We start from the raw sequence: 21979 nt of genomic DNA, 5'->3' as shown, positions 1-21979 counted from the left end.
AAAAGCCGAGCCTAGCACCGCCCCCGCGCAGCAGCCATCAGGGCTCACCATAAGCTCTGCCTATACGACCAGTGCAATCTCGTCTTGGCCTCGCCGGGGCGTTGTGCGTACCGTTCGGTCCATGCCATCTCCAACCCAGGAAGACATGTGACCCCCTCCCGCATTGCCGCCCGCGTGCGGCGCATCAAGCCCTCGCCCAGCACCTCGGCCGCCGACCGTGCCAACGAACTGCGCCGCCAGGGCAGGTCGATCGTGAACCTCGTGGTGGGCGAGCCCGACTTCGACACGCCGCCCCACATCCGGCAGGCCGCCGCCGCCGCCATCGAGAAAGGCGCGACGCGCTACACGCTGATGGCCGGCACGGTGGAGCTGCGCCAGGCCATCGTCGCCAAGCTGGAACGCGAGAACGGCCTGCGCTACGCGATGAACGAGATCATCGCCACCAGCGGCGCCAAGAGCGCGATCTACAACGCCTTCGCGATCACGCTGGAGCCGGGCGACGAGGTGATCGTTCCCGCGCCCTACTGGGTGTCGTACCCCGACATGGTGCTGGCCTGCGAGGGCACGCCGGTCACCGTGGCCTGCCCCGAAGCCAACGGCTTCAAGCTGACGCCCGCGCAGCTGGAGGCAGCCATCACGCGGCGCACGCGCTGGCTGCTGATCAACTCGCCGAGCAACCCGACCGGCGCGAGCTACACGGCCGCCGAGTACAGCGCGCTGGCCGAGGTGCTGCTGCGCCATCCGCATGTGCTGGTGATGACCGACGACATCTACGAGCACATCCGCTTCGATGGCGAGGCTACGCCGCACATCCTCGCGGCCGCACCCGCGCTGCGCGAACGCACGCTGGTGGTGAACGGCGTCTCCAAGACCTATGCGATGACGGGTTGGCGCATCGGCTATGCGGCCGGACCGGTCGACCTTGTCAAGGCGCTGGACACGCTGCTGTCGCAGTCCACCGGCAACTGCTGCTCGGTGAGCCAGGCGGCCGCGGCCGCGGCGCTGAACGGCGACCAGGGCTTCGTGGCCGAGAGCGTGGCCGTCTACAAGCAGCGGCGCGACCGCACGCTGGCGCTGGTCAACGCGATCCCTGGACTGAGTTGCGCGACGCCGCCCGGCGCGTTCTACCTGTACATCGACTGCGGCGGCCTGATCGGCAAGACCACGCCCGAGGGCAAGCGCCTCGCCGAAGACGGCGACGTGGTGATGTACCTGCTCGAAACCGAGGGCGTGGCCGTGGTCGCAGGCACCGCGTACGGTCTCTCGCCCTACTTCCGTCTTTCCATTGCCACCGCCATCGAGACGCTGGAAGAAGGCTGCGCGCGCATCGCGCGGGCCGTGGCTGCCCTGCGCTGAAGCGCTCGCTACCCAACAATCCACGAGGACAACGCCCGTGCCCTACAAAGCCATCCGCAAGAACCCGTCTGCCGCACCGGCAGCCCCCGAGATCCTCGCCGCGCTGCGGGAGCTTCCCGTCGCAGCGCTGAGCGACAACATGCATCGCAACATCGGCAGCACCGGCCTGCATCCCTACCATCGCCCGGTCGCCCGGACCATGGCGGGCACCGCCGTCACCGCGCGCTCGCGCGGGGGCGACAACCTCACCTACCTGCGCGCCCTGGAGTTCTGCCGGCCCGGCGACGTGCTGGTGATCGATGCGGGCGGCGACCTCAACAACGCGGTGGTCGGCGGCATCCTGTCGTTCTACGCCGCGCACATCGGCATCCTGGGCGTCGTGGTCGATGGCGCGATCCGCGACGTGGCCGAGGTCAGCGCGCGCGAGTTTCCGGTCTATGCACGCGGCGTGACCCATCGCGGCCCCTACAAGGACGGCCCCGGCGAGATCAACGTGCCGGTGTCGGTCGGCGGCATGGTGGTCAATCCGGGCGACATCGTGGTCGGCGACCAGGACGGACTGATGGCCTTCGCGCCGGACGAGGCCGCGCTTTTGATCGAGAAGGCGCGGGCGCACCTGGAGACGGAAGCGGAGACCATCCGTGCGATGAAGGAAGGCCGCTGGGACCGCGCCTTCATCGACGCGCTCGAGGCGCGCTGCGCCAACTGAGACTGTCGGCTGCGCATCGGGCCGCCATGGCCGATGCGCGGCGATCGACATGCGGCCTGCAGGGGCAGGCCGCGCCGGCCTCAATGAACGAAGTGGCCGCCCGCGCCGATCATCGTCATCTCGACGAACCGTGAGCCGTTGTGGTTCTCGGGCGTGAAGGAGACCACGAAGCCGCCCGCATCCCAGTTGCGCATCGTCTCCAGCGCGGTCACCAGCCTGGCGCGCGTGAGATCGCGCCCGGCCCGGCGCAGTCCCTCGACCAGGGTCTTCGCCGCGAGGAACCCCTCCATGGAGCCGAAGCTCATGCCCGGCACGCCGGCCTTCTGCATGGCCTGGGCATATTCGTTCTGGATGGGCGAGGCCTTGCTCCAGGGGAAAGGCACCACTTCGGCGACCATCACGCCCGGGCCGTTGCTGCCCAGCTCGTCCGCCAGCGCCTTGCCGCCGACGAAAGAAACGCTGACGAACCGCCCGGTGTAGCCGTCCTTCTTCATCTCCTTGACCAGCGCCGCACTCGACGTGTAGGAGCTGATCAGGATGACGGCGTCAGGCTTGGCCGCCAGCAGCGTCTTGCTGGCACCGACCACGTCGGTGCTGTGCCGCTCCACCGGCGCCGTCGCGATCACCTGCAGGCTTCGCTTGGCCTTGGCCTTCTGCACGGCATCGAGCCCGGCCTTGCCATAGGCGTCGTTCTGGTGGAAGACTGCAACGCTCCGGGTGCCCGTGACCGCCAGTTGATCGAGGATGTAGTCGGCCTCGTCGAGGTAGCTCGCCCTGAGGTTGAAGACATGGCGGTTGAGAGGCTCGCGCAGTGCGCTCGCCCCTGTCACCGGCGCGAAGAACGGCACCTGCGCGGCCGTGACGATGGGCAGCGCCGCCAGCGTGGTCGAGGTGCCGACATAGCCGATCAGCGCCAGCACCTGGTCCTGCTCCAGGAACTCGGTGGTGTTCCTGGCGGTAACGGCCGGATCGTAAGCATCGTCCTTGACGCGCAGTTCGATCTTGCGGCCATTGACGCCGCCGTTCTCGTTGACCTGCTGGAAGTAGATGCGCGCGCCAAGGTTGAAGTCGTTGCCCAGTTGCGCGGACGGGCCGCTGAAAGGCGCGGACTGCCCGATCACGATCGGCTCGTCGGCGGCCTTGTCCCTGGCAAGGGAGGGCAACGCGACAAGCGAGCAGGCGGCAGCGGCGCAGGACGCCAGCAGGGAACGCCTGTTCAGGTTCGGCATCGGTAGGTTCGATTCTTTTCGGGCATGTGTGGATCCGTTGGCTGGATGAGATCGAAGGCCGCCGGCCTCAGAAATTCATCTGCTTGTCCGCGTCCTGCGTCTTGCGACGGCCCAGCGCGAGGTTGGCGCGTGCCTTGTCCAGCACGACGTAGATGAACACGCCTTCCTTGGAGGCCGAGGGGCGGATGATGTGGTAGTGCTTGCCCAGCGTGATCAGCATGTCCTCGATCACGTCGTTCAGCCCGAGGGACCGCATGGTCTTGAGCTTTGCGCGCACGACCTCGGTGTTGCCGGCCGCGGCGATCTCGATGTCAACGCCCGAGCCTACCGAGCCGAGGATCATGCCGCTGGCCGAGTCGACCACGGCCGCGCACATGGCGCCGTCGATGGTCATGATTTCGTCGAGGGTCTGTTTGATGGTTGCCAAGTTGTTCTCCAGTGAAAAAAAGGGTTCAAGAAAATGCGGCCTTGCCGCTCGGTGGGTCATGCGTCGGTGAGGGTCTTGGCCAGCTGCGCGGCCCTGTAGGCAACCAGCGCCAGCACGGCCGTGTCGCGGGCGAGCACATTGATGACGAGTTCGACGTCGCGCCGCGGCACGCTGCAGAAAACCGCGAAGCCCGACTCCGTCTGCACGATCACGCTCTTGTGGCGGCCCAGGTGCGCCTCTTCCGAGACGACGCTGGCAATGGCCACGATGGAGCTGGCCATCGCCGCGACGCGGACGGGGTCCGCATCGCCGATGACCGCGGAGGCCACGTTGAAGCCGTCGATGGTCGCGATCACCGCGGCCGTCACGCCGTCCAGGTCGTCGATCAGCTTGCGTGCCTCGCGCTGCGCGTGCGCGGCTGCGGTACGGGACAGGCCGTGTCGATCAATCATTTGCTCTCTCTCCCACAATCAGCTTCGAGTTGCACCAGCAGCGTGTCGATCAGCAGGACCACGTCGTTCCTGTTTCGCACGTCCACTTCGAGGATCGGATGCACCCGGCCGGTCTCGGCGAGCGCTTCCGCGTAGTCGTCCAGGCTTGGCACCGGATGCGCCTGGAGCCGCCCCACGCCGATGACGCACGGCATCGTGCGAAGCGCCTCGGCAAAGCCGGTCATGTAGACGGCCAGGTCGGCCAGAGGATCGGGGCGCGAGTTGTCGGTCAGGACGATCACGCCCAGCGCGTTGCGCACGAGAATCTTCCAGAGGAACTCGAAGCGCGCCTGCCCGGGCGTGCCGTACATGCGGACGCGGTCCCCGCTGTCCAGCGTGAGCATGCCGAAGTCCAGGCCCACAGTGGTGCGCTCCTTGTCGACCGATGCGTCGGAGTTGCGCACGTCGGTCATGACCGGCGCCACATCGCTCACGCATCCGATCGCCGTGGTCTTGCCGGCGCCCATGGAGCCGGTGAACAGGATCTTGTATTCCTTCATGACGCCGCTCCGAGGCCCAGCCGCCGGCGGATGCCGCCGATGAGGCCGCGCATGAACTCGCCGCCCGCCGGGGCGGAAGGTCTCTGCACGCGCGGCGATTCCGCATACGCCCTCGCCGCGGGTGATTCCACATACGCCCTTGCCGCGGGCGGTGCCACGTGCTGTTCCAGCATGCCCGCCGAGCGCAGCGTCTGCAGGAACATGACGCACCGTGGAAGCGGGATCTCGCCCAGTTCGGCCAACTCGAGCGCGCTCAGCGTGCGGCGCGCCAGCAGGCTGGCCATGCGCACCTTGTCGGGGTCGTTGCGCAACAGCAGGGCCGAGGGCCAGCGGCGCAGCGTGAAGCGGACCGAATCGGAAACCTCGACCTTCGGCGCGGCCCGCTCTTCCAGGATCGACCGCGCGGGACGCACGGCCTGCAATGCGCGCTCGGTGCTCTTGAGCCATTGCTGCAGCCTGTCGGCGCGTATCGGCCGCTCCAGCGTATGGGGCGCGCTGCCCGAATGCATGCGCGTGAGCGCAAGCACGACGCCGGACATGCGGGCGCACTCGGCGCGCTCGCTCGCCGTCGCGCTCTCGTCGACCAGCAATGCGTCGTAGGGCGGCGCATTGACCATCGTCCAGGGAAAGGAAAGGTCGCATGCATACAGCTGGACGATGGTGCGGATCACGGCCACTTCGGGCGCGGGCAACCTGTAGACCCCGAGTCTCAGAACCGACATGTCTCGTCTCCTTTGCGCATCAAGTTCCACATCAGTTCACCGCCGGGACTTCGCGCCAGTTCAGGAGGCGCAGGGAGATGCCCTTGCTCGGGTCGTAGTCCACATCCTTGGGGCCTCCATTGGCACCTGCGATGGCACGGACGTCTCGAGTGGTTGCTCCGGTTGCGCCATTGGTCCGGGTCACGTCGACGAATCCCAGCTCCGTGACCGCGGTGGGAGACTCCACATAGCCCGTCCTGGCAGGCAGCAGCACCGACTGCCCCGAGCCGTAGTTGAGGATGTAGATCCGGCTGCGTCCCGAAGGGCTGCAGGCATCGCCCGTGGTCAGCAGGCTCGAGAAGGCCACCAGGCCGTTGAAGGCCGACGGGGTGGAGACCATGCGCCAGCTGACCGTGCTGTCGGTGCCGAGCTCCAGATACCAGCCCATCGAGGTGTTCGACAAGGTGATGCCCGTGGTCGGGTCCGACACCTGCATGAGTTGGCTGCGCGTGATCGGGGTCTTGACTGCATTGAAGCTGCCACCCGTGCCGTCGAGAATCGCGTAGAACGACTGCGCAGCCTTCGAGTTCACATCGGACGAGTCCAGCAGCTTGCCGGTTCCGAGCAGCACGAAGCGCTTGCGCGTGACGGGGTTGATCTCGATCAACGGCGCGGTGGTGACGGGTTGCGCATTGCCGGAAGAATCGGCCAGCGTGGCCAGCAAGGTCGGCGCCGGGTAGGCCGCGCTGCTGCCCTTGGCGGCTGTGAGATCGAAGCGCCAGAGCTGTCCATCGAGGTCGGCCGCATAGACGGCATCGGCCGTGTTGTCGGCAAAGTCGGTGATGAAGGAGGACGCCTGCGCGAGGCCATTGGAGGACGTGGGCGTATCGATCTTCTCGAGCAGCGCACCGTTCCTCGGATTGACGATGTACAGGTGGCCCTTGCCGTCGCTGTTGTCGTAGCCCGAGGTCAGGATCACGACCCAGCCGTACTTCCTGGTCTTGGCCACCGTGGGCGCGCCGTAGCTGTAGCCCATGGTGGGGTCGGTGAACTCCCACTTCACCTTGCCTGCCACCGCGGCTTCGCTGTCCATGCTTGCGGGGTCGGTCACGTCGATGGCGTAGTAGCTCCTGCCGCCCTTGCCGAGGCCACCGATCAGCAGGCTGTGCCAGTCGGCGCCGTTGCCGCTGCTCGCGGTGGTGAATGCGCCGCCGGCGCTGTTCAGGTCCATGTCGTAGACCACCGGCGTCGCATCCACGTAGTAACGGTGGGCGTACTTGGGGTTGCCCAGCTGTGCGAGCCCATCCACCTGCGGCGTGCCGTTCGCCCCCTGGAACAGGGCGGCCGGCACATAGGCGAACTGCTCGGTCCCGGCCGTGGCGCCGTCGAGCGTGCCATTGAACGCATGCAACATGCCGTCGTTGGCACCGACATAGACCATGGTGGGACGCGCGGCCCACTTGGTCTTGAAGGCCGCGTAGCCCGGGTTGCTCTTGTCGGAATAGCCGGTGCTGGGCGGGCCCACGGGCGTCACCTTGGCGTTGACGATGTCACCCAGAAGCAGGGCGCGGCTGCGCAGCGCCCGGGTGCTTTCGGCCACCGTCGAGGTGGCCTCGTTCTTGCGGTCGCCGCGCAGATAGTTGAGGTAGTCGGTGCTGCTGGTGGTGGTGGCGTAGGCGGGCGCGAGCGCGGCCAGTTGTGCCGAGGTCACGCTGCCTGCGCGGAAGGCCACGCCCTTGCTGCCGTCCCATGTCGCGATGCGGCGCGCCGTGTCCCAGCCGCCGTTGGCCAGTTGGGCTTCGAGCGTGGTGCTGGAGGTCCAGACCGGCGCGGTGGACGGCGTGCCGTCGCTGGCGAAGGTGAGCCTGCTGGCGGTGACCACGCCCGTCCATCCCTTGGTGTCGTACTGCGACGCATACGAGGCGGTTCCGGTGGCGGCGGCCTGCGCGGAGGAGAGCGAGAAGGAGGTGCTGTAGGCCTTGATCGCGTTGGCGATGTCGGTGAATGCGGCGCGCAGGCCGCTCACCATCTGCCCGGCGTTGCCGGCCAGGAAGTAGTTGTCGGGCCGCAGGCGCCGGTTGCCGTTCATGTCGATGCTGTCGCCGGCGGTGTTCCACCACTCCTGCGTCAGCGGCGTGGTGGTGTTGGCCGGGTCGTAGTTCGCGGGCAGGCTGAAGCCGCCGTACTTGGCCGCCAGGTAGTAGGGATTCCGGTCCTCGGCCCGCTGGAACTCCATGACGTCCATCCAGTAGGTGGAGACGTTCTGGAAACCCGCCAGGTCCGCCCGCAGGTCGTTGACGTGCGCGCCGTAGGCCAGGCCCGCCATGAAGTTGGTCGCACCGGTACTGCTTTTCAACCAGGGGGTCAGCGTCAGGCCTTCGAGCGTCTGCACGTTCTTCGTCCATGCATCTGCCTTGTTGAACGTGTCCAACTTGACAGCGTCGGGAATGGGGCGGTCCCGGCTGACGCGGCTTCCTGCCACGTTGTAGTCGTAGTGCGTGTGGTCGTCGCCGATGCCGAGGATGAAATTCTTCTGGCACGAGTAGGCGATGGGGTCCTTGTCCTTCCAGCCCGTCACTGCGGGAAAGCCGTCGAGCCGGGCCTCCCGGCCCTCCACGCCGGCTGCCACCGAGTTGGTCCACTCGGGCACGTTGTCCAGGTTCTCGAAATACCGCAAGGCGGCGTAGTAGAGCTCGCTGACGTTGTCGTTCGTCATGTAGCTCCGGGCGGTCTCACCGAACTTGTTGAGATAGTTCATCACCCCGCTCTGCGCGACGCCACTCGCATCGGCGGAGGTCTTGTCGGGATTGGTATTCATGATGCCGGTCGTGGCATCCCACTCGCCACGGGCGTTGTCGATCACCGAGGTGGACAGCGGCTGCGGGTACGTCGGGCCGATGAAGCCCATCGGCGCGCGCATCACGCCGCCCTGCTGCGTCTCGCCGCCTGCGTTGAGGAAGGAGAAGGTGCTGTAGCGGATCTTGTTGGCGTTCTGCTGCAGCAGCCCTTCGGGCTTGTAGTTCTTGCCGTACTTGACGCAGTTGGCCTCCACCCCGCCGGCATCGGCGCCGGTGTCGCACACCTTCACCCGGACATAGACCTTGTAGACCGACTTCGCGTTGTCCGAACTGTTCGCGTCGCCAAGCTTGCGCAGGTCTTCCCCGGCGGCGGTGGGGTCGCCCGTCGCGGTGAACACCATGGTATTGCCGCGCGACCAGATGCTCGAGTTGAAGTTGCTCCAGTTGCTGAAGGGGGTGACGGAGGACACCAGTGCGCCGGGCAGGTTGTGTCCGGTGGGCTGGTCGGTCCCTCGCAAGGGAAAGTTGAGGAAGGTGCCCTGGTTCGAGCCCCACGCCTTCTCCAGGATGGTCTCGTCCAGCGTGTCGACGCTGCGGTAGCCACCGGAGAGCGCCCAGCGGAACGGGTCGATGGTCTGCATCGTGGCCCAGTTCATGAAGTTCCCGCTCCACTGGCCAGAGCAGCTGTGCTTGCTGGTGCCCGTGGCCGCGCCTGCCGGCTGAAAGTAACTCTCGGATGCGTCGCCCTTCTTGCCGGCCGTCTTCACATACCGGTAGGTGTAGCACTTGCGGGGATCGAAATAGCCCAGGTACTCGGTGGCATCGGCATAGTCGTTGAGGTTCGCCACGCTGATCGCGGTGGGGTATTCCACCGACAGCGCCAGCGCGAGATTGCCGGGCACATCGGACGAGGCGAACACCGGCTGGTCCGACAGTTTCGCGGTGGCCGCGACCGCGACGGTGCACGACAGGCCCAGGCACACGCCCGCGAGCGTGCCTGCAACGGAGGCCAAGGCCGACGGTCGACGAAAAACGCTTGTCATGGGGATGCGGATCTTTCCTAGTCTGGCTTGGTGAACGTCGACTGCATGAACACCTGGGTGTCGCGAGGACCAGTAACGCGCAGGCTCAGGCGGTAGATCGTTGCGGTGGGTGGCAACGGTCGCGCGCTTCCGCCGGTGCCGCCGGCCGGGGCCGCGGACGACTGCACGCACCCGGTGCTGGTGGCCGGGCCGGTGCTGCTGCAGAGGCGATCGATCACATAGCGGATGCTGACCTGCGCCGCCGCGTCGACGATGTCCTTGTCGGCCTTGCCTACGGTGTCGAAGGTCTTGTCGTCCAGCAGCGCGAGCGGCACGCCCTGCGTGTTGGTGTCGAGCTTGGTTGCCTTGAAGTTCTCGCCGGGCAGGTCGCTGGTCGCGTTCGCAAGCGGACCGCCGCTGGCCATCTTGTTGGCCAGCACGAAGGACACGGCACGTTCACCCTGGTTCACGAGGTCGCGCCTGAAGGCCAGGTTGCCGGCGGAGGTGAGCGATGTGTTCATCGAACGCACCACCGCGACACCGCCGGCCAGCAGGATCACCAGCACGATGAGGCACAGCAGCAGCACGACGCCGCGCTGGCCTTGCGCCCGCGAGGAGGAAAAGGAGGCGCTGGGAAACTTCATGGCAGCAGCAGCATGTTGCGCAGCGGGATGGTGAATTCGACGACCCGCTGGCGGTAGCGCCGGTCGTCGTCGCTCAGCTTCACCGTCTGTGTGATCGGGTTCTTCGATGCGTCGAGGAAGTCGTTGCCGAACAGCTCGAGCTGGGCCGGCGACACGGCCTCTTTTTCCTGGCTCGCACTGCGCATGACCAGCGCGATGCGCACCGCGACGATGGTTTGCATCGTTTTCGGCGTCTGCATGACGCTCGCGATGTCATAGCCCTTCGCGCCGGGGTCCGCCCAGCTGTCGAGGATGCCGTCGCCATTGGTGTCCACGCCGTAGATCGCATGCAGTTCGGCCACGCTGTCGGCGAGCGCCTGCGGGGTGCCGCCGGCGCCTTGCAGCAGGTCGTAGCCGACCAGCGTGCGGTTGTCGCCCACGCCGAAAACCAGGAACTGCACATTGCCGTTCGAGGGATTGCCCAGCGGCGTGACATAGGTCGAGGTGCTTGCCGCCAGTGTCTCCAGCGAGGTGGTCTTGCCGGCCGTGTAGTCCTTGTCGCTGAGGGTCAGCGCCTTGCTCGTGGTGCCGGCAACCGGCTCGAGCAGGCAGTCCGTCGTGCCCTGCTGACTGACCAGCACGAGGTCGCCCACGGACACGCCGACGGTGTTGTCCATCACGAGCGTCTTGGCGCTCCCAGGGTCCGTCAAGCCGCGCGGCACGCCGCCGGCCACGGCATCGCCGCCCATGACGACCAGCACGTCGGAGCCGGTGTCGGACTGGTTCTTGCCGATGAGCAACGGTGCCACCCGCAGGTCGGACTCGGCCTTGGACAGGAAGGCCTTCTTGAACGGCGCGGGAAAGTCGCTGGCCGGCAACTTGGTGGATGCGTTGAGCTTGCAGCCGAACACGCCCCGGTCGGTCGGCTGGATGGACTGGACCAGGCTCGAGCCGGCGCTGCGCACCGCGCGGTCGAGCACATAGGCCGCGTACGCACCGGCCTGCTCCATGTCGTTGGTCGAGGTGGTGACGCGCTTGTGCGTCTCGCCCGTCACCACGATGCTGGTGACGGCCAGCGTCACGATCAGGCCGATGACCATCGCCACGAGCAGTTCGATGAGTGTGAGACCGCGCTGCTTCATGGGAGGGTCACCCGCGTGGTGAGCGTGCTGGGCTGCTGGTCGGTGCTCGCACGATCGGGCGCTCGCCAGGTGATCTGGATCTCGGCGCTGTTGGTGGTGCCGGTCACCGGCGTGATGGTCAGCAAGCCGCTCGGCAGGCCAGCGCCCGCGGCATTGCTCACGCGCTTCTGCCAGGCCGAACCCGCGCCCGTGTCCACCGCCGCCACCGATTTGCCGAGCCACATCGCGCTGGCAACGTCGTTGGCCAGCAAGGCGGCGCGGTTGCGGTCCTGCGCGTCGGTCGAGAGGCTGATGGCCCGCGCCTGCAGGCCGATCAGCCCGAGGATGCCCAGGGAAAAAAGAAGGATGGAGACGAGCACCTCGAGCAAGGCGATGCCAGACTGCCTCTTACCGTAGGTTTTGCGCAGACTTTTCCTCATGGGCAACCGTCCGGGGAATTCGCCAGCTTGCGGGCCGGATCGCACATGCGGACCTGCCCACCCAATCCGACGAGCACCTGCAGCGGGCGGTCCGAGTTGGTCGCATTGATCTTGTAGACAGCGACAGGCGGAACAGGGTCGCAGCTGGCACCGTTCACGCCGGTGCCGGTGTTCGAGGCAAGGCGCCCCATGGCGTTGAAGCAAACGGCTGCGGGCCCTGTGATGCCGACACCGGATGCAACGTCGCCCAGCACACCTGACTGCACGAACACGCTCTTCGCATCGAGGCTGGACTTCGACACGTTGATCGACCAGTTGCTGCCGTTGCTCACCGCAGTCAGGCTCGTGTCTGGCGCGGCACTGTTGGTGAGCGAGAAGACCATCGGCCGGCTGCGGCGCAATGCTTCGGACTGTGCGAAGCGCAAGCCGTTCTGCAGCGAATCGCTGACGGTGCGCACCTTGTTGTTCGCGACCCAGGTGGTGAACGACGGCATCGCGAGCATCATCAGGACGCACATGAGCGCGATGGTCACCATCATCTCGATCAGCGTGAAGCCCGCCGCGCGGGTCATGCGGCGCTTCACGCGGGGCACGACTGGCCTCGCCGCGTCACCCAGGCCTTGTCGCAGCCTGTCCAGCCCGTCTTGTTGTTGACCGTGGTGCTTTGAATGCCGAGCTGGTTCACCGTGAAAGTGAATCCGTCGGTGGGTCCGCTTCCTTCGGCCTTCAGCAGATAGGTGGTCGACTTGTCGCCGGGGGGCGTGCCGCAGGACAACTGGAACGTGCCGAAAACGTTGGCCCTGCTCGTCGTGGAGACACAGGGCGGAACGATGCTGCCCACCTTGTCATAGGTCCGGTTGTCCTGGTAGTAGCGCTCCATGTCGGCGCGCATCGTCGACAGGCCGTTGGTGCCATCGACGAGCTGGCCGCGCAGCACGTAGTCGCGGTAGCTGGGAAGCGCGATGGACGCGAGGATGGCCACGATGGCCACGGTGATCATCACTTCGATCAACGTGAAGCCGGCACCCTTGGAGCCCGCGGCGGCCATCGCATGCCGCCGCCCTGCCGTTCTCGAAAGTCTTTGCATTCCGTCCATCCCTGCCACAAATATGTTGTTTCAACGCGAATCAAATTGAAACTGATGTGACAATTGTTTGCAGCAATGAATGCTTTTGACTAGATCGATGGATGAAATGAAGCCACTCATTTTTCAGGGCAATGACACCCGGCCCATCTACGCACCAGATGAGGGCATCCAATCCTGCTCGCTGAGCTTCTCCACCGCCATGTCGGCGAACATCGACACGGCCAGCGGACGCTGCTGGCGGCTGGGATAGACCATGCTCAGGCCACGGCCGGCCCGCGTGTATTCGGGCAGCACCCGCACCAGCCGGCCGGCGGCGATGTCGCAGGCCGTCAGGACCGAGGGCAAGGCGGCGATGCCGAGTCCCGCGCAAGCGGCCTTGCGCAGCACTTCCTGTGCATTGCTGTTGAAGCGCCCCCTGACGCGCACTTCCGTCTCCACGCCCTCCACATCCTGCAGGCGCCAGGTGGCACTGCCGCTGGCATCGGGCTGCACCACGCACTCGTGCTCGCTCAGTTCTTCCAGGGTGGCGGGCGTGCCATGCGTTGCCAGATAGGACGGGCTGGCGATCAGCTCGCCATAGCTGGCGAAGATGCGCCGCGCCACATAGCAGGAGTCCTGCAAGGGACCGCCACGAAATGCGATGTCGATGCGATCGGCGATCAGGTCGACCAGCTGGTCGCTGAGCACGAAGTCCAGCCGCACCTGCGGATGCTCGGCCAGGAACGCCTCGACCCATTCCATCTGGAAGAAATCGAAGAAGCTGGTGGGCGCGGCCACGCGCACCGTGCCACTGGGCTCGGCGTTGTCCGCAACATGCAGCTGGCCGGCCTCGATGAGTTCCTCGACCGCCGGGCCGCATCGCTCGTGGAAGGATTCGCCCGCGCTCGTCAGTGTGAGCTTTCGGGTCGAGCGCTGCATCAACCGCGTGCCCAGCCGCGCCTCGAGTTGCTGGATACGCCGGCTCACCGTGGCCGAGGGCACGCTCAACCGCCGCGCCGCCTCGGCGAAGCTGCCGCTGCGAGCCACCTGCACAAACATCGCTACTTCATTCAGATCGAGCACAAGGAATCTTTCTGTTGTTATCGCCGGGTTCGAGCCGGCTTTCTTTTTCGGTATGTCTCCAACACTTTTTTGATATCGCAAAAGGCACCAATCAGGGGCATTGCATGCATTGCAGATGCCCACCGGCGGCGGAATTGAGGTACGCCCCTCAATCCACACACTGAACAGCAGCTGACATCCCCGGGAACGCGATGTGCTTTGTAGAAAAAGCTCGCTGTCCGATCCAAGTTACAGCAGCATGTCGCTCTCGGTGGTTATAGAAACTTAACGACCAATTGACCTAATCAACTACCCGGCAGCCTCGTCAACGAGCCTTGATCCACATGCAAGCCTTTCCCGACACGACCGCATTGCGCGCGCCGCGCGCCCTGGACGACCTCCTCCTCTTTCGCCTGTGGCGTGCCACGCGCACCAGCAGGGCCATGGCGACGCGCATCGTCGAAGGAGGCTTCGGCATCACGCATCGCGAGTGGGGAATGATCGGCATGCTCGCGCAGATCGGAGAGACCAGGCCCTCGGCCCTCGCCGAGCAGTTGCAGCTGGACCGCGTGCGCACCTCGCGCGGCCTGCGCAGTCTTTTCGAGAAGCAATTGATCGAGAGGCGCCAGAACGCAGACGACGGCCGCGAAGTCCATGTGCAACTGAGCGATGCCGGATGGCAGCTCTTCGAGGATCTGTTTCCGCGCATGGCCGATCTCAACGTCGACCTGCTCAAGGGCCTCGATGCCGAGCATCACGAGATCTTTCTCGATTGCCTGTACCGCCTCGAATCGCGCGGCAATGTGCTGAACGCGCGGCAGGTCGTTCCGGAGAAGGCCGACCGCCGCTCAGGAGGCACGCGCCACCACTGGCCAAGGCATACCAGCATGGCCTGAGGGCGAGCGAGCTGACATTTCGTGGCGCCTCGATGGCGCATGTGCCACGAAATGTCAGATGACCACTTGCTCTGGCCGCCCGGAGCAAGCTTCATGCACCGTTTCACCTTATCGATCTGCGCGAGCGATCCGTGCGTGATCCGTGTGCGCGATCGGCACGCATGTTGCGGCACCGGACGCGACTCACTCACACGGTTCTGCAATGCATTCATCGGACAACGAAAACAACACCACCCTGGACCGTCGAATTTTTTGCGTCGGCGCGATCGGCCTTGCCGCTCTGGGCACAACAGCTTGCGGAGGTGGAGGCGGCAGCTTCTTCGGCGGCATCACTGCCGCGGGAACCGCGGCAGCGGATGCAGCACCTCCCGGGGCAGCCGATCCCTCCAGCGAACCTGCCGTCGCACCCGCGCCCGCGCCGGCCCCCTCCCCGGCCCCGTCTCCTCAAGCACGCAAGTTCGTACACCCCGGCCTCCTTCACACCGACAGCGACTTCGAGCGCATGCGCCAGAAGGTCAAGGACCAGGCACAACCGTGGCTCGCCGGCTGGAATGCATTGACAGGCAACGGCCGCGCGCAGCTCGGTGCGAAGCCGCGTCCGCTGGCCACGGTGATCCGGGGGGACGTCCCGGGCCAGAACTTCGCGCAGTTCTACATCGACGTCGCGCGCGCCTACCAACTCGCGCTGCGCTGGAAGGTCTCGCAGGACACGCGCTATGCCGACCTTGCCGTGGTCTTCCTGAACGAGTGGTCCTCCACGCTGAAGGAGGTCACGGGCAATGCGGACCGCTTTCTCGCAGCGGGCATCTACGGCTACGAGTTCGCGAACGCGGCCGAGATCATGCGCACCTACGACGGCTGGGCGCCGGCCGATTTCGCGCGCTTCCAGACCATGATGCTGGACATCTTCTATCCGCTCAACCACAGCTTCCTCACCGACCACAACGGCACCAACGCCACCGGCATCACCAACTACTGGGCCAACTGGGACCAGTGCACCATGGCCTCGATGCTGGCCATTGGCGTGCTCTGCGACCGGCCGGACATCTACGACGAGGCGATCAGCTACTACAAGGCAGGCCAGGGCAACGGTGCGGGCCTGCAGGCGGTCTACTACGTGCATCCCGGCTACCTCGGCCAATGGCAGGAGAGCGGACGCGACCAGGGCCACTGCACGCTGGGCATCGGCCTTGCGGGCGCCTTCTGCGAGATGGCATGGAACCAGGGCGACGACATCTACGGCTACGAGAACAACCGCTTCCTGGCCGGCGCCGAGTACGTGGCGAAGTCCAATCTTCCCAATGGCAATGGCGGCTTCTACACGGTGCCGTACATCACCAACATCAACCGGCAGGGCACGCAGTCCGTGCTGTCGACGGGCGCCCTGGGCCACCGGCGAGGCATCTGGGAAAGCGTGCACAACCACTACGCCAATCGCCTGGGCATCGCGACCCCCTACACCGCCCTGCAAGCCATCCAGATGCGCCCCGAGGGAGACGGCGGCAAGGGCGATGAACTGGGCTTCGGCACGCTGACCTTCACGCGCGATCCGCTGCCGACGGCCGGGCGGCCCAGCGGGTTGACCGCGCGCCTGCGCGGCACGCAGGTGGTGCTGTCATGGTGGGGCTGCACCGGCGCGCAGGGCTACTCGGTGCGCCGCGCGGAGCAGGCGGGCGGCCCCTACAGCGTGATCGCATCGGGCATCACCGACGTGCTCACCTTCAACGACACCGCGCTCAGCGCGACCGGCGTGTACCACTACGTGATCGTCGCGGCCACGGCCGCGGGCGACAGCGCACCGTCCAGCGAAGCGCGGGTGTCCGTGCCGCCCGAGTTGCTGCTGCAGTGGAAGCCCGATGGCGGCGCGCGCACGCCCGTCAGCCTTCCGACGGGCCTTGCGAAGAACGCCGCCGACTTCACGGTCTCGGTGAGGGTCTTCCTGGACAGCGCCGCGACGTGGGCGCGCGTGTTCGACTTCGGCTCCGGCACGCGCCGCTACATGATGCTCACGGCGCGCAACGGAAAGGGCGTGGTCCGCTACGCGATCTCCACGGTCCACGGCTACAACGAGCAGGTGATCGACGGTCCGGCGGCGCTTCCGACCGGACGCTGGGTGCATGTCGCGGTCACCCTCTCGGGCACGCTCGGAACGCTGTACGTGGACGGCATCGTCGCCGGCACCAACGCAGAGATGACGCTCACGCCCGCCGACCTCGGCGAGACGACGCAGAACCGGCTCGGCCGCTCGCAGTTTCCGGACGACCCCGATCTGCAGGGGCGCGTGGACGATTTCCGGATCTACAGCGGCGCACTCGGCGCGGCGGAAATCGCCGCGCTGGCGGGAATCTGAAGGGCTTCAAGCCACCTGCTTCGGGCGATAGCCCGCGAGTTCGTGCTTGGCGATGGCGTTGCGGTGCACTTCGTCCGGGCCGTCGGCCATCCGCAGGTGGCGGGCGTAGGCCCAGAAGTTCACCAGCAGCGTGTCCTGGCTCAGGCCCATCGCACCGAAGGCCTGCATCGCGTCGTCGATCACCTGGATGCAGTTGTTGGGCGCGATCACCTTGATCATCGCGATCTCCTTGGCCGCCACCTTGTTGCCCACCGTGTCCATGCGCCAGGCCGCGTGCAGCACCATCCAGCGCGTCTGGTCGATCAGCATCCGGCTCTTCGCGATGCGCTCGCGCCACACGCCCTGCTCGGCCAGCGGCTTGCCGAAGGCCACGCGCGACACCACGCGCTCGCACATCATCTCCAGCGCCGACTCGGCCATGCCGATCATGCGCATGCAGTGGTGGATGCGCCCCGGACCCAGGCGCCCCTGCGCGATCTCGAAGCCGCGGCCCTCGCCCAGAAGGATGTTGTCCAACGGCACGCGCACGTTCTCGAACAGCACCTCCGGATGTCCGAAGGGCGCGTCGTAGTGATTGACCAGTGCCATGTCGCGCAGCACGGTGATGCCGGGCGTGTCGGCGGGCACGATGACCATCGACTGCTGGCGGTGGCGATCGGCGTTGTCGGGGTCGGTCTTGCCCATCAGGATGAAGAGCTTGCAGCGCTCGTTCATCGCGCCGGTGATGTACCACTTGCGGCCGTTGATGACGTACTCGTCGCCCTCGCGCCGGATGCTGCAGGCGATGTTGGTGGCATCCGAAGAGGCCACGGCCGGTTCGGTCATCGCGAATGCGGAGCGGATCTGGCCATCGAGCAGCGGCTGCAGCCAGCGCGCCTTCTGCGCGGCCGAGCCGTAGCGCTCGATCACCTCGGTGTTGCCCGTGTCCGGCGCGCTGCAGTTGAACGCCTCGGCGCTCCAGTAGCGCCGGCCCATGATCTCGCACAGCGGCGCGTATTCCAGGTTCGTGAGACCCGCGCCATGTGCGGTCTCGGGCAGGAACAGGTTCCACAGGCCCGCCGCGCGCGCCTTCTCCTTGAGCTCTTCCAGCAGCGGCAAGCCGGTGTAGAAGCCGCCGCTCTTCTGCGCGTTCAGCCAGGACTGGTGCGCCTCCTCGGCCTGGCGCTTCTCGTTCGGGTAGATGTGCGCGTCCATGAAGGCGAGCAGGCGGGTGCGCAGATCCTGGACCTTGGGCGTGTAGGCGAATTCCATGCGGATGTCTTCCGGGTTGGGATGGATGGGTCGGGCAACGGTTGCGCCATGGTGCCCGGCCCGGTCCCGTCCGTCTGTCTCCTGCATGACGGCGGCGTCCCGCGCTTCAGCTCAAGGCTTGGTCGTCCACCGCAGCGCGGCCAGCAGGTTGCTGTGGTCGTCGGTCCATGTCGCCACTCCGGCGGCATCGATGGCTTCGCCGCGCTCGAGGACGACGGGGTCCTGCAGAAAGCGCGCGTCGTTCGTCAGCAGCACGTACTCCGAGGTGTGCTCCAGGGTGGCATTGCCGGGCGCGGGTTTGAATTGGACGCGCAACGCCTGCATGCCCGCATCGTCGGCCAGGCGCTTGACCACCGGCGCGAGAACCAGGTGCCGGTTGCTGATGTGGAACGCGATCACGCCCGTGGGCAGCAGGTGCCTGCGATAGAGCGCCAGCGCCTCGCGCGTCATCAGGTGCATCGGGATCGCATCTCCCGAGAAGGCGTCGACCACGATCACATCGAAGCGCTGCGAGCCGTGCGCATCGAGCTCCTGCTGCATCAGGAGGCGCGCATCGCCCTGCGCGATCTCGACCGTCGCAGCCGAGTCGGCGAGGTAAGTGAAGTGCGAGCGCGCCGCCGCCATCACGCGCGGGTTGATCTCGTAGAAGCGGAAGGTATCGCCGCTGCGCCCGAAGGCCGCCAGCGTGCCCACGCCCAGGCCGATCACGCCCACCCGCTGCGATGCACCGCGGTTCGTGAGCAGTGCGAGCCCCGCGCCCGATTCCGGTCCGTAGTAGGTGCTCGGCAGGCGCCGCTGCACCGCACCCTGCAGTTGCTCGCCGTGCGAAATGACGCCGTGCATCAGCCGGCGCGATGCGGTCAACCCGCCCGGAATGCCGAACTGCTCCACGCGCAGCGCACCATAGAAGTTGCGCACGCGCAGCATCGTCCGGTTGTCGGTTTCGAGCACGCTGGCGATGGAAAGCCAGGCCACGGCCGCCGACACCAGCGCGCCCGCCAGCCCCGCGCCCGCGGCCCATGAGCGCGCGCGCCATGCGGTGTAGCCTGCCGCGAAGCAGGCCAGCGCGGCGACCGACGCGTGAAAGACATTCGTCGACACCGCGACCGCGTCCATCCGCAGGAACGCGGCGAAGCCCACCACGACGGCGAGCGCGAACGCAAACCACACCCACTGCTGGCGTGCACGCGCGAGCCACAGGACGATGAGCCCCGGCACCGCCAGGCTCGCCGGCAGCTCCCAGTAGCCGTTGAAGAAGTGCGGCGCAATGACACCCGCGAAGATGCCGCCCACTGCGCCGCCGAGCGCGAGCAACAGGTAGAAGCGCGTGAGCCGCGCCGCCCCGGGCCGCGCCCGTGCGAGCTCGCCGTTCGAGAACATGCAGGTCGCGAACAGCCCGGCGCAGAAGAGCCCGATGGCCGCGGGAATCGGCAGCGAGCGCTGCGGCGTGTTGAGGTACCAGCCCATCACCGGCGCGAGCACCAGCACGGCCGGCCAGAAGAGCCAGCGCCGGTACCAGAAGTCGCTGTCGAAGCACAGCACGAAGCTCAGGAGATACAGCGCGAGCGGCACGATCCACAGCATCGGCACCGAGGCGATGTCCTGCGTGATGAAGGCCGACACCGCGAGCAGCGCGACCGTGCCGAGCGCGGAGAGCAGCAGCCACAGGATCTGGTCGGACCACGACAGCGGCGCCGCTGTGGTTGCGGCCGCTTCGTCGCGGATCCACACTGGCCGCGCCTTCGCCACAGCCACCACTGACACGATCGCCAACACCGCGAACAGCCCGAAGCCCGCCGACCACGCGATGGCCTGCGCACGCAGCGCGAACACCGGCTCCAGCACGAAGGGATACACCACGAGGGCAGCCAGCGCCGCGAGGTTCGACAGCGCGAACAGCCGGTAGACCTTCGCCTGCCGCGGCGCATCGCCCGCATGCAGCCGCGCGACCCAGCTCTGCACCAGCGGCCCGGTGGTGCACACCGCGAGGTACGGCAGCCCGACGGTCGCGGCCAGCACGGCGAGCACGCCCGTCGCGGGATCGCCCTGCCCCGTCGGCTTCCACGCGGCATCGGGGATCACCGGCAGCATCGCGCAGGCCGCGAGCAAGAGAAGCGCATGCACGATGGCCTGCGTACGCAGCGGCCGGCGCGAGAGAAGATCGGCATAGAAGTAGCCCAGGAGCAGCACCACCTGGAAGAACACGAGGCACAGCGTCCACACCGCGGCCGAGCCGCCGAACCACGGCAGGATCTGCCGCGCGATCAGCGGCTGCACCAGGAAGAGAAGAAAGGCCGAGACGAAGATCGTCGATGCGCAGAGCGCCAGCGCGCCGGCGCCTTCCCTTGCCCTTCTCGCTTCTGTCATCAGGACCCTTCCCGGTTCGGGTTCGGCACCTTGTCCAGCTGCCCCTTGACCGCGCCGTCCCAGAGCGCCGGGCAGAAGGAGTTGCCGTCGCCCACCTTGTCGGCCAGCGCGTCGACGCCGCGGGCCAGCAGTTGCGTGGCCCATTCGGTGCTGTTGTTGCGCACGAAGGCGAAGATGTTGGTCATCGCGTCGCCCGGCTTCTCCAGCACGTTGTTGCCCAGGTTGTTGCTCCACGCCGGGTCCCACTGCAGCTCGATGCTGCGGTCGCTCGTGGGACCGAACGAATAGAACGGATGCCAGTACATCGGCGACTCCATGCCCACCACGCCCTCGGCCACCAGCGGGATCTTGCCATTGGCGATGTAGTAGGCGTCCAGCTGGTTGAGGCGGAAGTCGGTGCCCGGCGCCGTCGCACCGTCGGTGGACAGCAGCCTGTACCAGGCCTCGCCGACGTACTTGTAGCCCTTGAGCGCGGTGAGGATGATCTTGTTGGCCACCGGAATCCCGAGCCGGTAGCCGTAGTGCACCCGAAGGTGCAGCACGTTCGATTCACCCAGCGTCTTGTTCGAGGTGCTGCCGCGCAGTTCGGCGTCGGGCGGCAGCGGGTCGTTGATGCCTGCGGCGCTGCCCATGGCCTTGGCCTTGTAGTCGTATGGCAGCGGCTTGCGGTAGCGCATGGTGTCGTTGGGAATCTGCAGGGTCCAGCGGTTCTCGCCGAAGTTCTCGATGAAAGCCCAGTCGATGAAAGTCGTCTGCGTGGGGTTCAGGTATTCGATGCAAGCCGACTCGATCAGGTCGGTGTTGGTAGCGACCCAACCCTTGAACATGCCGCCGACGCTCGGGTCGATCACGTTCAGCGGCATCATGCCCTTCACCAGGCCCTGCCACACGCTGCCGCGGGTGAGCGCGTTGGTGCTGAGCTCCAGCATGGCGCTGTTGAGCGTGCTCAAGCCCGGCGTGGTCGAGTTGCCGATACGAAAGACAAAGGGCAGCGGCATGCCGTTGTTGAGCGAGCCCGCGCGTGCCGCCTCGTGCGCCGCATATTCGAGCGTGAGGCGGGCACGGTAGATGAGGCCGAACTGCACCACGCACATCAGGAAGAGGACCAGCACCGGCAGCGCGATCAGGGTCTCGGTCATCGAGACACCGCGCTGATGCCGGCGCTGCACCGAACAATGCACGGGATGAGAGGTGCGATGCATGTCGTTCTCCTGCGCTCCGCTTACCAACCCGACAACTTCAGGCCCGGCAGCAGCGCCAGGCGGCGTGCCTGGCCGGCGTCCAGTTCGAGCACCCTGGCAGCGCCCGGGCACCAGACCATGCGCATCGGCTTGAGCTGCTCGACGACGCGGACGATCTGGCCGTTCCGGTCCAGGAAGACGACATCGATCGGATAGCGCATGCCCACCGTGTGCACCGAACTGCAGCGTGCGATCAGCAAGCCTTCGTTTGCGGCCAGCCGTGGCCGGCCGAGCAGCCCGCGCGTGCGGTCCCAGCCGCGCTCGGCCACGCGCACCGGGCCGAAGGGCCGGTCCTGGGTAGATCGGAGCGAGACGATGCGCATGGTGGT

At 66.6% G+C, this 21979-nt stretch carries 20 protein-coding genes; 4 read left to right on the top strand and 16 right to left on the bottom strand.

Going from position 1 to position 21979, the window contains the following annotated elements; genetic code table 11:
* The first annotated feature begins 147 nt into the window (after positions 1 to 147).
* Positions 148 to 1356: an aspartate transaminase gene (locus M2282_RS15370; RefSeq protein ID WP_280809654.1), complete on the top strand. Its 1209-nt coding sequence runs from the start codon at positions 148 to 150 to the stop codon at positions 1354 to 1356.
* A gap of 37 nt (positions 1357 to 1393) precedes the next feature.
* Positions 1394 to 2065: an RraA family protein gene (locus M2282_RS15365; protein WP_280809653.1), complete on the top strand. Its 672-nt coding sequence runs from the start codon at positions 1394 to 1396 to the stop codon at positions 2063 to 2065.
* Between the two features lie 80 nt (positions 2066 to 2145).
* On the opposite strand, the gene M2282_RS15360 is transcribed toward M2282_RS15365, so the two are convergent.
* The 12 genes from M2282_RS15360 to M2282_RS15305 all read right to left on the bottom strand — a co-directional run bounded on the left by M2282_RS15360 (position 2146) and on the right by M2282_RS15305 (position 13566).
* Positions 2146 to 3294 carry an ABC transporter substrate-binding protein gene (locus M2282_RS15360; RefSeq protein WP_280809652.1) on the bottom strand — a complete coding sequence of 383 codons (1149 nt, stop codon included), beginning with the start codon at positions 3292 to 3294 and terminating at the stop codon, positions 2146 to 2148.
* 67 nt (positions 3295 to 3361) lie between these two features.
* The gene (locus tag M2282_RS15355; RefSeq protein WP_432422909.1) at positions 3362 to 3688 is read right to left on the bottom strand and encodes a hypothetical protein; all 327 of its coding nucleotides are present in this window, start codon (positions 3686 to 3688) and stop codon (positions 3362 to 3364) included.
* Positions 3689 to 3777: 89 nt separating this feature from the next.
* Positions 3778 to 4173: a roadblock/LC7 domain-containing protein gene (locus tag M2282_RS15350; protein ID WP_280809650.1), complete on the bottom strand. Its 396-nt coding sequence runs from the start codon at positions 4171 to 4173 to the stop codon at positions 3778 to 3780.
* On the bottom strand, positions 4170 to 4712 hold the full coding sequence (locus tag M2282_RS15345) for a GTP-binding protein (RefSeq protein ID WP_280809649.1): 543 nt from the start codon (positions 4710 to 4712) through the stop codon (positions 4170 to 4172). The genes M2282_RS15350 and M2282_RS15345 overlap by 4 nt, the downstream gene beginning before the upstream one ends.
* Positions 4709 to 5434: a hypothetical protein gene (locus M2282_RS15340; RefSeq protein ID WP_280809648.1), complete on the bottom strand. Its 726-nt coding sequence runs from the start codon at positions 5432 to 5434 to the stop codon at positions 4709 to 4711. The genes M2282_RS15345 and M2282_RS15340 overlap by 4 nt, the downstream gene beginning before the upstream one ends.
* A 31-nt stretch (positions 5435 to 5465) precedes the next feature.
* The gene (locus M2282_RS15335) at positions 5466 to 9224 is read right to left on the bottom strand and encodes a pilus assembly protein (protein WP_280809647.1); all 3759 of its coding nucleotides are present in this window, start codon (positions 9222 to 9224) and stop codon (positions 5466 to 5468) included.
* 47 nt (positions 9225 to 9271) lie between these two features.
* Positions 9272 to 9877, bottom strand: coding sequence for a hypothetical protein (locus tag M2282_RS15330; RefSeq protein WP_280809646.1), 606 nt, complete (start codon positions 9875 to 9877; stop codon positions 9272 to 9274).
* Positions 9874 to 10998 (bottom strand): PilW family protein, encoded by a 1125-nt coding sequence (locus M2282_RS15325; protein ID WP_280809645.1) that lies wholly within the window; start codon positions 10996 to 10998, stop codon positions 9874 to 9876. The genes M2282_RS15330 and M2282_RS15325 overlap by 4 nt, the downstream gene beginning before the upstream one ends.
* Entirely contained in the window at positions 10995 to 11357 is a 363-nt protein-coding gene (locus M2282_RS15320; protein WP_280810037.1) for a type IV pilus modification PilV family protein, read from the bottom strand. Before M2282_RS15320 ends, M2282_RS15325 begins: the two co-directional genes overlap by 4 nt.
* Positions 11358 to 11413: 56 nt before the next feature.
* Positions 11414 to 11989: a GspH/FimT family pseudopilin gene (locus M2282_RS15315; RefSeq protein ID WP_280809644.1), complete on the bottom strand. Its 576-nt coding sequence runs from the start codon at positions 11987 to 11989 to the stop codon at positions 11414 to 11416.
* Positions 11990 to 11997: 8 nt separating this feature from the next.
* Complete coding sequence (locus M2282_RS15310; protein ID WP_280809643.1) at positions 11998 to 12504, bottom strand: type IV pilin protein; 507 nt, start codon at positions 12502 to 12504, stop codon at positions 11998 to 12000.
* A 147-nt stretch (positions 12505 to 12651) separates the two neighbouring features.
* Complete coding sequence (locus M2282_RS15305) at positions 12652 to 13566, bottom strand: LysR family transcriptional regulator (protein WP_280809642.1); 915 nt, start codon at positions 13564 to 13566, stop codon at positions 12652 to 12654.
* Between the two features lie 323 nt (positions 13567 to 13889).
* Here M2282_RS15305 and M2282_RS15300 point away from each other — a divergent pair, with 323 nt between their 5' ends.
* Both M2282_RS15300 and M2282_RS15295 read left to right on the top strand, forming a co-directional pair.
* Entirely contained in the window at positions 13890 to 14441 is a 552-nt protein-coding gene (locus M2282_RS15300; RefSeq protein ID WP_280809641.1) for a MarR family winged helix-turn-helix transcriptional regulator, read from the top strand.
* Positions 14442 to 14943: 502 nt separating this feature from the next.
* The gene (locus M2282_RS15295) at positions 14944 to 16791 is read left to right on the top strand and encodes a LamG-like jellyroll fold domain-containing protein (RefSeq protein WP_348541739.1); all 1848 of its coding nucleotides are present in this window, start codon (positions 14944 to 14946) and stop codon (positions 16789 to 16791) included.
* A 6-nt stretch (positions 16792 to 16797) separates the two neighbouring features.
* Here the strand turns inward: M2282_RS15295 and M2282_RS15290 are convergent, their stop codons facing one another.
* The 4 genes from M2282_RS15290 to M2282_RS15275 all read right to left on the bottom strand — a co-directional run bounded on the left by M2282_RS15290 (position 16798) and on the right by M2282_RS15275 (position 21973).
* Positions 16798 to 18042 carry an acyl-CoA dehydrogenase family protein gene (locus tag M2282_RS15290; protein ID WP_280809639.1) on the bottom strand — a complete coding sequence of 415 codons (1245 nt, stop codon included), beginning with the start codon at positions 18040 to 18042 and terminating at the stop codon, positions 16798 to 16800.
* 111 nt (positions 18043 to 18153) lie between these two features.
* Positions 18154 to 20409 (bottom strand): spermidine synthase, encoded by a 2256-nt coding sequence (locus M2282_RS15285; protein ID WP_280809638.1) that lies wholly within the window; start codon positions 20407 to 20409, stop codon positions 18154 to 18156.
* Positions 20409 to 21611 (bottom strand): TadE/TadG family type IV pilus assembly protein, encoded by a 1203-nt coding sequence (locus M2282_RS15280; protein ID WP_280809637.1) that lies wholly within the window; start codon positions 21609 to 21611, stop codon positions 20409 to 20411. Before M2282_RS15280 ends, M2282_RS15285 begins: the two co-directional genes overlap by 1 nt.
* Positions 21612 to 21631: 20 nt before the next feature.
* A complete protein-coding gene (locus tag M2282_RS15275) occupies positions 21632 to 21973 on the bottom strand; it encodes a DUF192 domain-containing protein (protein WP_280809636.1) in 342 nt (113 codons plus the stop codon).
* Between the last annotated feature and the right edge of the window lie 6 nt (positions 21974 to 21979).

Source organism: Variovorax boronicumulans (assembly GCF_029892485.1).
GTDB lineage: Bacteria > Pseudomonadota > Gammaproteobacteria > Burkholderiales > Burkholderiaceae_C > Variovorax > Variovorax boronicumulans_B.
This window is presented reverse-complemented; position numbering and strand designations above follow the sequence as displayed.